Origin of the sequence: Intrasporangium sp., from assembly GCF_040414665.1 — a bacterium.
GTDB lineage: Bacteria > Actinomycetota > Actinomycetes > Actinomycetales > Dermatophilaceae > Intrasporangium.
In genome coordinates this window covers 17,303-27,925 of the sequence record NZ_JBEDUL010000088.1, presented here as the reverse complement: position 1 = coordinate 27,925, position 10,623 = coordinate 17,303, and the positions used below count along the sequence as shown (strand labels likewise).

General features: G+C 68.0%; 9 protein-coding genes. 2 read left to right on the top strand and 7 right to left on the bottom strand.

What is annotated here, in order from left to right; translation table 11 throughout:
• From ABF401_RS09950 to ABF401_RS09920, 7 genes are all read right to left on the bottom strand, one after another.
• Window positions 1-1,284: NAD-dependent succinate-semialdehyde dehydrogenase (locus ABF401_RS09950; protein ID WP_353509396.1), on the bottom strand; the 1,284-nt coding region annotated here is incomplete at its 3' end.
• Between the two features lie 66 nt (window positions 1,285-1,350).
• Window positions 1,351-2,673, bottom strand: a complete 1,323-nt coding sequence (locus ABF401_RS09945; protein WP_353509395.1) for a saccharopine dehydrogenase family protein — start codon at window positions 2,671-2,673, stop codon at window positions 1,351-1,353.
• Window positions 2,674-2,679: 6 nt separating this feature from the next.
• Window positions 2,680-3,486 (bottom strand): ABC transporter permease, encoded by an 807-nt coding sequence (locus tag ABF401_RS09940; RefSeq protein WP_353509394.1) that lies wholly within the window; start codon window positions 3,484-3,486, stop codon window positions 2,680-2,682.
• Between the two features lies 1 nt (window position 3,487).
• Entirely contained in the window at window positions 3,488-4,414 is a 927-nt protein-coding gene (locus ABF401_RS09935) for an ABC transporter permease (RefSeq protein ID WP_353509393.1), read from the bottom strand.
• Window positions 4,407-5,537, bottom strand: a complete 1,131-nt coding sequence (locus ABF401_RS09930) for an ABC transporter ATP-binding protein (RefSeq protein WP_353509392.1) — start codon at window positions 5,535-5,537, stop codon at window positions 4,407-4,409. The genes ABF401_RS09935 and ABF401_RS09930 overlap by 8 nt, the downstream gene beginning before the upstream one ends.
• Window positions 5,537-6,787 carry an ABC transporter substrate-binding protein gene (locus tag ABF401_RS09925; RefSeq protein ID WP_353509391.1) on the bottom strand — a complete coding sequence of 417 codons (1,251 nt, stop codon included), beginning with the start codon at window positions 6,785-6,787 and terminating at the stop codon, window positions 5,537-5,539. The genes ABF401_RS09930 and ABF401_RS09925 overlap by 1 nt, the downstream gene beginning before the upstream one ends.
• 126 nt (window positions 6,788-6,913) lie before the next feature.
• Window positions 6,914-8,362 (bottom strand): gamma-aminobutyraldehyde dehydrogenase, encoded by a 1,449-nt coding sequence (locus ABF401_RS09920; protein WP_353509390.1) that lies wholly within the window; start codon window positions 8,360-8,362, stop codon window positions 6,914-6,916.
• A 113-nt stretch (window positions 8,363-8,475) separates the two neighbouring features.
• Here ABF401_RS09920 and ABF401_RS09915 point away from each other — a divergent pair, with 113 nt between their 5' ends.
• On the top strand, window positions 8,476-9,006 hold the full coding sequence (locus ABF401_RS09915; protein WP_353509389.1) for an Lrp/AsnC family transcriptional regulator: 531 nt from the start codon (window positions 8,476-8,478) through the stop codon (window positions 9,004-9,006).
• Window positions 9,003-10,442 (top strand): aspartate aminotransferase family protein, encoded by a 1,440-nt coding sequence (locus ABF401_RS09910; protein ID WP_353509388.1) that lies wholly within the window; start codon window positions 9,003-9,005, stop codon window positions 10,440-10,442. The genes ABF401_RS09915 and ABF401_RS09910 overlap by 4 nt, the downstream gene beginning before the upstream one ends.
• Window positions 10,443-10,623 lie beyond the last annotated feature (181 nt).

Here is a 10,623-nt window from a genome sequence, read left to right as displayed (position 1 = left end):
CTGGGTGAAGAGGTAGGCGACCAGGCCGAACCGGGTGTTGTTGGCGAGCTGGATCGCCTCGTCGTCGGTCCGGAACGTCGTGACCGGCGCCACCGGTCCGAAGATCTCCTCCTGCGACAGGTCCGCGTGAACCGGCACGTCCGCCAGGACGGTCGGCTCGAAGAACCACCCCGCTCCCTCGCGCGCGCTGCCGCCGACCAGGACTCGGGCGCCCTTGGAGACGGCGTCCTCAACGAGGGAGGTGACCTTGTCGCGGGACTTCTCGTCGACGAGTGGACCGACGTCGACGCCGTCATCCGTGCCACGGCCGAGGGTCAGCGCGCCCATGCGCTTGGCGAGCCGATGAGAGAACTCGTCGGCGACCGACTCGTGGACGTAGAAGCGGTTCGCCGCCGTGCAGGCCTCTCCCATGTTGCGCATCTTGGCGAGCATGGCGCCGTCGACCGCCCGGTCGAGATCGGCGTCCGCGAAGACGAGGAACGGCGCGTTGCCGCCGAGCTCCATCGACACGCGCAGGACGCCCTCTGCCGACTGCTCGATGAGCCGCTGCCCGACCGCCGTCGACCCCGTGAACGTCAGCTTGCGCAGACGCGGGTCGCGGATGATGGGCTCCATGACGGCCCCCGTGCGGCCGTGGCTTGTCGTGACGACGTTGAGCACCCCCTTGGGCAGCCCGAGCTCGTCGAGCAGCTCGGCGAGGGCCAGCATCGTCAGGGGCGTCTGGCCGGCAGGCTTGACCACCATCGTGCAGCCGGCCGCGATCGCCGGGCCGATCTTGCGGGTTCCCATGGCGAGCGGGAAGTTCCATGGCGTGATCATCAGGGTCGGGCCGACGGGCTGCTTCATCGTGAGCAGTCGCGTGGCGCCGTTCGGTGCGGTGCTGTAGCGACCGTGGACGCGCACGGCCTCCTCGGAGAACCAGCGGAAGAACTCCGCGCCGTAGGTGACCTCGCCGCGTGACTCCGTGAGGGTCTTGCCCATCTCGAGCGTCATGAGCATGGCGAACTCGTCCGCCCGCTCGGTGATCTTCTCGTAGGCCGCCCGTAGCAGCTCCGCCCGGTCGCGCGGTGCGGTGCGTGCCCAGTCCGCCTGCGCCGCCACGGCGGCATCGAGGGCGGCCCGGCCGTCCTCGACCGTTGCGTCGGCCACGTGGGTGAGGACCTCGCCCGTCGCCGGGTCGTCCACGGCAAGCGTCGACCCGTCGGAGCTGTCACGCCACTCCCCCGCGATGAACAGGCCCTTGGGCACCGTGTCGATGACGGACTGCTGCGTCACTGCTGTCATGCGCTCCAGCCTAGTTCGGTCGATGGGCACGCGACCGGGGCTGGTACCCCAGTCGGTCGGCAGACGTCACCGGTCCTCGAGGCCCCACGGCGACGCGTAGCCCGCTGGCTTGGGCGCGGCGAGCAGGTCCAGGAACGGCTGGGCGTCGAAGGCCTCCGGCCCGAGGACCCCGCTCCCGCTCCACGTCCCACGGGCGAGCAGCTCGAGGGCGACGACAGGGTTGACGGCCGTCTGCCAGACGACGCACTGGGCACCGTAGGCCTGCATCGACCACTCGTTGTCCACCACGTGGTAGAGGTAGGTCCGCCGTGGCCGGCCGTCCTTGCCGGTGCCCGTGACGAAGAGCCCGGCGCACGTCTTGCCGGTCATCCGTGGCCCGATCGTCGCCGGGTCAGGCAGCACCGCGGCGACGACGTCGCGCGGAGACACCTCCGCTCCGCCGACGCGGACCTTCTCCGTGCGGTCGAGCCCCAGCGTGTTGAGCGTCTTGAGCACGCCGATGAACTCGTCACCGAGCCCGTACTTGAAGGTCACCCGCTTGGCGTCGACCCACCGCGGCATCAACAGCACTTCCTCGTGCTCCACGTTGACGCACTCCACGGGCCCGATCCCCTCGGGGAACTCGAACACCTCCGGCTCGCTGAACGGCTCCGTCGTGTACCAGCCGCGGTCCTTCTCCCAGACCACGGGCGGGTTGAGGCACTCCTCGATCGTCGTCCAGATCGAGAAGCTCGGCGCGAAGATCTCGTTGCCGTCGTCGTCGTGGACGGCGAGGTTGGCGCCGTCGCGGGTGCCGAGCTCGTCGATCTCGCTGAAGAGGTGGTCGGAGGCGTAGCGGGCGAAGACGTCCGAGAGCCCCGGCTCGACACCGATGCCGACGAGGGCGAGCCGACCCTCCGCCTCCCATTGCTGCGCCTGGGCGAACTGGTCGTCACCGAGCTTGACGCCGGTCCTCGAGTAGGGCTTCGTCTCGTGTCGCCTCGACAGGCTCATCGCCATGTCGAGGTAGTCGGCACCTGCCGCCCGCGCCCCCTCGAAGATCGGCATGACGAAGCGCGGGTCGACCGCGTTGAAGACGTGCGTTGCCCCGTGCTCGCGCGCGAGTGCGGAGACCGCAGCAGAGTCCGACGCGTCGACCTGAGCCGCGACGAACCGCCCCGGGTCGCCGGGCACACCCTGTGCCTGGTGCCGGGGGAGGGTGGTGTCCGCGAGCTTGCGAGCGTCACCACGCTCCATTCCGGAATGCCGCTGAGTCACCTCCCGCACGGTGCGCTCGGCCCGCGCCACGTCGTAGTCGGCGACGACCCACAGGTCGAAGAAGTCGCGCTCCGCAGCGATCCGCGCTGCGGCGTCTCCGACGCCGCCGGAGCCGATCATGAGCACCCGCATGGACGATCAGGCCACCTGTCTGTTGCGCCGGTTGGAGATGATCTGGCCGGCGATGACCACGGTCAGGGCGACGAGGAACATCATCGTGCCGATGACGTACACCTGGATCGGCACACCACGAGCGGCCGCCCCCCACACGTACATCGGGAAGGTGATCGAGCTCGGGCTCGCGTTGAAGTTCGTGATGATGTAGTCGTCGAAGCTGAGCGAGAAGGCGAGCAGGGCGCCGGCCGCGATGCCGGGGGCCGACAGTGGCAGGGTCACGCGCAGGAAGGTCTGGAACGGGGTGGCCCCGAGATCGGCGGCCGCCTCCTCGAGCCGGGGGTCGAGCGTTGCGACGCGGGCCTTGACGGCCACCACGACGAACGAGATGCAGAACATGATGTGCGCAATGAGGATCGCGGTCGGCCCCGTGGGCACGCCCATCATGAGGAAGAGCGTCAGCAGGCTCGAGCCCATGACGACCTCCGGCGTGGCCATCGGCATGAAGATGAGAAGGTTCGTCGAGGACCGGCCTTGGAACCGGTAGCGCCCCAACGCGAACGCGATCATCGTGCCGAGGATCGTGGCGACGATGGACGCCGTGATCCCGATCCGCAGGCTGAGGCCCACGGATTCGCAGATGCCGACGGTGCCGCACGGGTTGGTCCAGCCCTCGGTCGAGAACTCATTGAAGCTGTAGTTGAAGCGGCCCGCCGGGTCGTTGAACGAGAAGACCGCGACGACGACGTTCGGAACGAGCAGGTAGGCCAGCACCGCGATCGCGGCGAAGGCGATGAGGTGGCGTCGGATCCAGTTCATGATCCCGTTCATGTCAGAGCAGCTCCTCGGTCCCGGCCTTGCGGACGTACAGCGAGACCAGGGTGACGATGACGACGAGCAGGATGAACGACAGGGCAGCCGCGAGCGGGTAGTCGAGCACCCGCAGGAACAGGGTGTCGATGACCGACCCGATCATCGACGTCTGGGTGTTGCCGAGCAGGCGCGCGTTGATGAAGTCACCGCTCGCGGGGATGAAGGTCAGCAGGGTCCCGGCCACCACGCCCGGCAGCGACAACGGCCAGGTGACCCGGCGGAACGCCTGCCACGGCGTGGCGTAGAGGTCACCGGCCGCTTCGAGCAGCCGTGGGTCGAGCCGTTCGAGTGACGCGTAGAGCGGCAGGATCATGAAGGGCAGGAAGTTGTAGGTCAGCCCCATGACCACGGCGAACGGGGAGAAGAGCAGCGAGTCCGTCGAGGTCAGGCCGACCGCCTGGAGCAGATCCGTGATGCCCAGCTTCTGGGCCCACTGGGTGATGAAGAAGTTGTCCGAGAGGATCGTCTTCCAGGCCAGCGTCCTGATCAGGAAGCTGGTGAAGAAGGGCGCGATGACGAGGACGAGGACGATGTTCTTCCAGCGGCCGGACTTCTGGGCGATGAAGTACGCCAGCGGGTAGCCGAGCAGCAGGGCCAGGACCGTCGCGAGACTGGCGTAGACGAGCGAGCGCACCATGTGCGGCCAGTACTGGCTGAAGGCATCGGCGTAGATGCCGATGTTGCCGGTGAAGACGAACCCCTCTTCGACGCTGCCCTCCTGCAAGGACTGCGAGCCGAGGGTGATCATCGGCAACACGAAGAAGATGACCAGCCACAGCAGGCCCGGCAGGAGCAGGGCGTACGGCACCCAGTTGCGCCGTGTGGGGTTCGGCGGGATGGCGTTGCCGAGCGGGTTGATCCGAACCCGAGGCGTCGCCTCAGACATCGTCCTCCACCATCGCTCCCGCCTCGGCGTCCTGCGATGCGTCGAGGGCGAAGCCGTGTTCGGCGGCCCAGGACAGGGTCACCTGCTCACCGAGCGCGGCCCGTGCCGAACCGTCGTTCTGCTGGACCACCGTCAGCTCGCGCCCCCAGGGCATCGCGACCATGTACTGCGTCGCGACGCCGGTGAAGGACACGTCGCGCACGGTGCCGCGCAGCCGGTTCGGCCCGCCCGACTCGCCGAGCCGCAGCTTCTCCGGCCGCACCCCGAGCCAGACGTCGCTGACGCCGTGGGGCACGTGGTCGGCCACCACCTCGAGGTCGGCGTCATGGCTGCGGACCATGGTGATCCCGTCACGGCCCGAGCCGGGGACCACCTTGGCCCGAAGCAGGTTCGACTGCCCGAGGAAGTTGGCGACGAAGGTCGACTCCGGCTGCTCATAGAGGGTCGCCGGGTCGCCGAGCTGCTCGATGCGCCCCTCGTTCATCACCGCGATGGAGTCGGCCATCGTCATGGCCTCCTCCTGGTCATGGGTGACGTGGATGAAGGTCAGGCCGACCTCCTGCTGGATCCGCTTCAGCTCGATCTGCATCTGCCGCCGCAGCTTGAGGTCGAGCGCGCCCAGCGGCTCGTCCAGCAGCAGCACGTCGGGGCGGTTCACCAGCGCGCGAGCCAGCGCCACCCGCTGCTGCATGCCGCCGGAGAGCTGGTTCGGCTTGCGGCCGCCGAGGCCTTCGAGCTGGACGAGCTCGAGGGCCTCGAGGGCCTTCGGTCGGGCGTCCCTGTCCCCGCGACGCTTCAGCCCGAACATGACGTTGTCGAGCACCGTCATGTGGGGGAAGAGGGCATACGACTGGAAGACGGTGTTGACGTTGCGCTGGTGCGCCTTCGTCGCCGTGATGTCCTGGTCCCCGATGTGGATCGACCCCGCGGTCGGCGCCTCGAGCCCGGCGATCATGCGCAGGGTCGTCGTCTTCCCGCAGCCCGACGGACCGAGGAGCGCGAAGAACGAGCCCTGGGGGACGGTCAGGTCCATCGGCTCGACAGCGGTGAACGAGCCGAACGACTTCGTGAGGGAGGCGAGCCTGAGGTCGCCGCGTCCCCGCTCGACGGAGGTCTCGGTCATCAGCCCGTGACGACGGCGTTGAACGCGCGGGAGTACTTCGCGTGCTCCTCCGGGCTGAGCCCACGGATGACGTGGGACTTGGCCAGGACCTCGGGGGTCGGCGCGATGAGCGGGTTCTTGCCGAGCTCGGGGTCGATCTTGACCAGCTCCTCGTTGGCGCCCTTGACCGGCGGGATGTAGTTGACCCAGGCCGCGACCTGCGCCATGACTGCCGGGTCGTAGTAGTGGTTGATGAGCAGCTCGGCGTTCTTCTTGTGCCGCGCCATCGCCGGGATGACGAAGTTGTCGGACCAGAGCATGAAGCCCTTGTCCGGCAGCGCGTACTGGACGTCCTTGTTGTCGAACTGCAGCTGTACGACGTCACCGGTCCACGCCATGCACGCGGCGATGTCGCCCTTGGCCAGCCCGTCCGTGTACTCGTTGCCGGTGAACCGCAGGATCTGACCCGATTCCTTGGCCTTCTTGATCATCTCGAGCGCGGCGTCGAAGTCCGCGTCCGTGAACTTCGCGGGGTCCTTGCCCAGCTCGAGCAGGACGAGTCCCATCGTGTCCACCATCTCGGTCAGGAGCGTGACCTTGCCCTTGAGGGCGGGGTCGGTCAGCAGCTGCTCGACGGACTCGACCTTCTTGCCGCCGGTCGCCTTGAGGTTGTAGCCGATCCCCGCGAAGCCGCTCTGCCACGGCAGGGAGTGTGCCCGACCCGGGTCGAACTCGACGTTCTTGAGCGAGTCGTTCAGGTTCTTCGCGTTGGGGATGTTGGCCATGTCGAGCTTCTGGACGTAGCCCTGGCGGATGAGGCGCGCCACCATCCAGTCGGTCGAGCACCAGACGTCGCGACCGGTGTCCTGGCCACCCTCGAGCAGCGGCCGGACCTTGGCATAGAACTCGTCGTTGTCGAGGTAGTCCTCGGTGTAGTTGACCTTGATCCCGGTGGCCTTGGTGAAGGCGTCGATCGAGGGACGGGACTTGCCGTCGTCCGTGACATCGATGTACTCGGTCCAGTTGGACCAGTTGACGACCTTCTCCGTGTCGCTCATGTCCTGGGCCGCCTTGGCCGACGCAGCCGCACCGCCGGTTCCACCGGGGGTGGACGGGTTGCGCCCCTCCGAACCGCACGCGGCGAGGAAGGCCGCAGCGCCCAGGCCGGCAGCGCCCATCATCGCCGAACGGCGGCTCACCAGTCCGCGGGCGAGGGCTGCACGGAAGGCGAGGTTCTCGTTGCCCGCGGACGGGCTGTTCTTGTCGGTCATGAGATGTGCTCCCGGGTCAATGCGGTAGAGGGGTTGGGTCAGGCCGTATGCCGCTGAGCCGGCTCCCGAGGTCAGGTGACCCGGGAAGCGAGCCCAGCGGCATACGTCAAAGTACTGGGTCGTGCGTCACGAGTTGATGTTGGCCATGACGTGCTTGATGCGGGTGTAGTCCTCGAACCCATACATGGACAGGTCCTTGCCGTAACCGCTGTGCTTGAACCCCCCGTGTGGCATCTCGGCGACGATCGGAATGTGCGTGTTGATCCAGACAGCACCGAAGTCGAGCCGCTTGCTGACGCGCATGGCACGGCCGAAGTCCTTCGTCCAGACGCTCGAGGCCAGACCGTACTGGACGTCGTTGGCCCACGCCACCGCAACGTCCTCGTCGGTGAACTGCTGCACCGTGATGACCGGGCCGAAGATCTCGGTCTGGATCTGCTCGTCATCCTGCTGCAGCCCGGCGAGCACGGTCGGCTCGAAGAAGTACCCCTCGCCGAGCCCCTTGACCCGCGAGCCGCCGGCGACGACGCGGGCGTGGTCGGGCAGCCGGTCGATGAAGCCGGAGACGTGGGCCACCTGGTTCGGGTTGTTGACCGGTCCGAATGCGGCCTCGTCGTCATCGGGCATGCCGACCTTGACCGAGGACGCGGCGTACTCGCCGAGGGCGGCGACGAAGTCGTCATGGATCCGCGGACCGGCGAGGACCCGGGTGGCGGCGGTGCAGTCCTGCCCCGCGTTGAAGTAGCCCGCACCCGCGATGCCCTCGACGGCGGCCTCCAGGTCGGCATCGTCGAAGACGATGACCGGGGCCTTGCCACCGAGCTCGAGGTGGACCCGCTTGAGGCGGCTAGCTGCGCTCTCGGCGACCTGCATGCCCGCCCGGATCGAACCGGTGATGGCGACGAGGGCCGGCGTGTCGTGCTCGATGACCCTGCGGCCCGTGTCCCGGTCGCCGGTGACGACGTTGAACGTGCCCTCCGGGAGGAACTCGGAGGCGACCTCCGCCAGCAGGAGCGTCGTCTCGGGGGTCGTGTCCGACGGCTTGAGGACGATCGTGTTGCCGGCGGCGAGCGCGGGGGCGATCTTCCACATCGCCATCATCATCGGGTAGTTCCACGGCGTGACCTGGCCGACGACGCCGATCGGCTCACGGCGGATCCAGGAGGTGTGCCCGGTCAGGTACTCGCCGGCGGCCTTGCCCTCGAGGACACGCGCGGCCCCGGCGAAGAAGCGCAGCTGGTCGACCATCGGAGGAACCTCCTCCGATGCCGTCAGCGCGTGCGGCTTGCCGGTGTTCTCGGCCTCGAGGCGGACGAACTCGTCCGCCCTCGCCTCGATGGCATCGGCGAACTTGAGCAGGGCCTGCTGCCGCTCGCTCGGCGTCGCCTCCCCCCAGGTCTCGAAGGCCTTGGCCGCTGACCCGTAGGCGCGGTCGACATCGGCCGCGGAACTGACGGGGGCCTTGGCGACGACGGCCGCCGTGGCCGGGTTGACGATGTCGGTCATGGTGTCGGCGTCACTGTCGACGTACTGGCCACCGATGAAGTTGCGGAGCTGGCGAACCTCGGAAGTCATGCGCGCACTCTAACCACGAAACCTCCTGATTCGGAATAGATCCGTAGGTGAATCTTCGGAATCAGTCGTTGACCGCCTTGCCAAGCGCGCGTTTCACCCGTCAAGATCACACCATGCCGACGAGACTGACCGCCCGGGACGGCGGATCCGAGCGCCCGTCCGCTGCCCGTGCCGGCGCGAACGGCCGTGGGAAGTCTCCTCACCTCGACGCCGTCTCGAAGGCCATCATCGAGCAGCTCCAGCACGACGGACGCAAGTCCTACGCGTCGATCGCGGCCGAGGTCGGCCTCTCCGAGGCTGCGGTCCGGCAGCGCGTCCAACGGCTCCTCGACGCGGAGATCATGCAGATCGTCGCGGTGACCGACCCGCTCCAGGTGGGCTTCCTCCGCTCGGCCATGATCGGCCTGCGGGTGTCCGGGGACATGTCGCAGGTCGCCGACGCCCTGACGGAGATGGAGGAGGTCGACTACGTCGTCACGACCGCGGGCAGCTTCGACATCCTGGCCGAGGTCGTGTGTGAGGACGACGACCACCTGCTGGACCTGCTGACCAAACGGATCCGGGTCCTCCCGAACGTCACCGCCACGGAGACGTTCGTCTATCTGAAGCTGAACAAGCAGCTCTACAACTGGGGTACACGATGACACTCAACCCGAACGACGTCTGGGAGCCCTCCTCGGACCAGCGCACCCCCAAGGGGACGCTGCTGTCCGATGCGGCCCGGGACCACCTCTGGATGCACTTCACGCGCCACTCCGTGTTCGAGGAGCCCGGAACCGGCGGACTCGGTCACGCGGTCCCCATCATCACCAGGGGTGACGGCTGGAAGGTCTGGGACGACCGCGGCAACGAGTACATCGACGGCCTGGCGGGTCTCTTCGTCGTCCAGGTCGGCCACGGGCGCGAGGAGCTCGCCGAGGCGGCCGCGAAGCAGGCGCGCGAGCTGGCGTTCTTCCCGCTCTGGTCGTACGCCCATCCCAAGGCCATCGAGCTGGCCGAGCGCCTGGCGGGCTATGCGCCCGGCGACCTCAACCGAGTGTTCTTCACGACGGGCGGTGGGGAGGCGGTCGAGTCGGCGTGGAAGCTCGCCAAGCAGTACTTCAAGCTGACCGGCAAGCCGACCAAGCACAAGGTCATCTCGCGGTCCGTCGCCTACCACGGCACACCGCAGGGCGCGCTGTCGATCACGGGCATCCCCGGCGCCAAGGAGATGTTCGAGCCGCTCGTCCCGGGTGCGTTCAAGGTGCCGAACACCAATCTCTACCGGGCGCCTGAGCACCTCCGCGAGGACGAGAAGGCGTTCGGCCGGTGGGCGGCGGACCGAATCGCCGAGGCCATCGAGTTCGAGGGCCCGGACACCGTCGCGGCCGTCTTCCTCGAGCCGGTCCAGAACTCGGGGGGCTGCTTCCCGCCACCCGCGGGGTACTTCGAGCGGGTCCGGGAGATCTGCGACGAGTACGACGTCCTGCTCGTCGCGGACGAGGTCATCACCTCCTTCGGCCGGATCGGCTCGATGTTCGCGTCGATCGACTTCGGGTTCCAGCCCGACATCATCACCTGCGCCAAGGGGATGACGAGCGGCTACTCCCCCATCGGCGCGATGATCGCGAGCGACCGTCTCTTCGAGCCGTTCAAGAAGGGGACGACGTACTTCCCCCATGGCTACACCTTCGGGGGCCACCCGGTCTCGGCGGCCGTGGCCCTGGCCAACCTCGACATCTTCGAGCGCGAGGGCCTGAACGACCACGTCAGGTCGGAGGCGCCGGCCTTCAAGGCGACGCTCGACCGGCTGCTCGACCTCCCGCTCGTCGGCGACGTCCGAGGGGCCGGCTTCTTCTACGGGATCGAGCTCGTCAAGGACAAGCAGACGCGCCAGACCTTCGACGAGGCGGAGTCCGAGCGGCTGCTGCGTGGCTTCCTGTCCAAGGCGCTGTTCGACGCGGGGCTGTACTGCCGCGCAGACGACCGCGGGGACCCGGTGATCCAGCTCGCGCCGCCACTCATCATCGGGCAGGAGCAGTTCGACGACATCGAGTCGAGGCTGCGTGGCGTGCTCACGGAGGCCGAGAACCACCTCTGACCCGATCAAGACCCCGATCGAGTGAACAACTTCTGGGCGTATGCCGCTGAGCTTGCTCCCAGCCCCGAGGCTCAGTCGCGCTCCCGCCCGGGTGGGCGAGCCGAGCGACTGCCATGAGGATCTCCGGCCCCACCGCGCTACGCATGATCAGGCGGTTCGGTCTGATGTGGTGGTAGTCCGT